Here is a 1,625-nt window from a genome sequence, read left to right as displayed (position 1 = left end):
TCGGGCACACGACGGGTTGGGATCTGTTAGCCGGGATATGGGTGGCGGTAGCGAACATGGCACACGGCGCACGCTTCCCGTCCGAGGTGAGCGCCTCCGGGGTCGCCCTAGCAGAGGATCATGGCAGACATGGATCTCAAGCATAAGATAGCGCAGGCCAACGAAGAGGCGGCCAAGCGCCTCGCCGCCGGATCGCCGGTGCTGGTAGATATCGCCCCGGCGGGCGAGGTGATCTCCGGCCTCCAGGGAAAGACGATCACCTACTCGGGCCCTCCCATCGAGTGGCAGAGGATGTGCGGCGCCCAGCAAGGCGCTCTGATTGGCGTGGCGATCTATGAGGGCTGGGCCGATGACGCCGAAGCGGCGCGGGCGATGCTCGCCGGCGGAAAAATCCGCCTGGAGCCGAACCATCCCCTTGGCGCCGTCGGACCGATGGCCGGAACCATCTCACCCTCCATGCCGGTCTGGGTCGTCGAGAACCGCACCTTCGGCAATCGAGGCTTCTGCCGTCAGGTCGAGGCGCGCCAGCAGTTCGGCGAATACAGCCAGGAGGCGCTCGACGGCCTGCGCCGCTGGCGCGACCTCTGGGCGCCGACCCTGCGCCAGGCTCTGCAGCACATCGGCGGCCTCGAACTCAATCCGCTCATCACACAAGCACTGCAGATGGGCGACGAGCTCCACAACCGGCACAGCGCCTCGTCGAGCCTGTTCGCCAACCGCATGGCGGTTGCCTTGCTGCAGGCGGGGATCCCCAAGGAGCGGGCCGTTCCGACGATGCAGTACCTGGCGGGCCATAACCTCTTGTTCCTCGGGCTGGCGATGGCCAGCGGCAAGGCCACGGCCGATCCTGCGCGGGATGTCGAGTACAGCAGCATCGTCACTGCCATGTGCCGCAACGGGACGGACTTCGGCATCCAGGTCAGCGGCCTCGGGGATGCATGGTTCACGGCGCCTGCGCCGGTAGTGGAGGGCCTGTTCCAGCCCGGCTACTCCGCTGGTGACGCCGGCCTCGATATGGGCGACTCGGCGATCACCGAAACGGTCGGCTGGGGCGCCTTCACGCTTGCCGGCGCGCCGGGGATTCTGCCGCTGGTGGGAGGCACGGTGGAGGACGCCTTCCAGCACAGCCGCGATATGCGCAAGATCACCACCGCAACCCACCCCACCTATCGTATGCCGGCGCTGGGGTTCGAGGGCACCTCGGTGGGGATCGATATCCGCAAGGTCGTCCAGGCGAACCTGACACCGATCATCGACACGGCGATCGCCCACCGGGATGCCGGACATCCGATCATCGGGGCGGGATTGGTGCGGGCGCCGCGGGAGTGCTTTGTGAAAGCGCTGCGCGCCTTCGGCGAGAAATACCGCGTGGCGGACGCTCTCCCGGCGGGATGAAGATCACAGGTATGGCCTCCGGCTACGCAGTTCGCCCCAACCAGTATTACGACTCGGTCTTCCTAATGGGCGTCAACCTGCGGCTGTCGCGGCTTCCGGGGGTCCAGCAGACCGCGGTGCTCATGGCCAGCGAGAGGAACAAGGACCTGCTGGGAGAGATCGGCATCGGCGGGGACGAACTGCGGGCGGCGGGGCCCAACGACCTCGTTGTGGCCGTGATTGCCGAAAAC

2 protein-coding genes are annotated in these 1,625 nt (G+C 66.9%); both read left to right on the top strand.

Annotated elements, in window-relative coordinates; translation table 11 throughout:
• Positions 1 to 129: 129 nt before the first annotated feature.
• A complete protein-coding gene (locus tag MUO23_09360) occupies positions 130 to 1,395 on the top strand; it encodes a DUF1116 domain-containing protein (GenBank protein MCJ7513159.1) in 1,266 nt (421 codons plus the stop codon).
• A gap of 11 nt (positions 1,396 to 1,406) precedes the next feature.
• A partial coding sequence (locus tag MUO23_09355; GenBank protein MCJ7513158.1) for a hypothetical protein occupies positions 1,407 to 1,625 on the top strand: 219 nt, incomplete at its 3' end.

It is taken from the genome of Anaerolineales bacterium (genome assembly GCA_022866145.1).
Lineage (GTDB): Bacteria > Chloroflexota > Anaerolineae > Anaerolineales > E44-bin32 > PFL42.
This window is presented reverse-complemented; position numbering and strand designations above follow the sequence as displayed.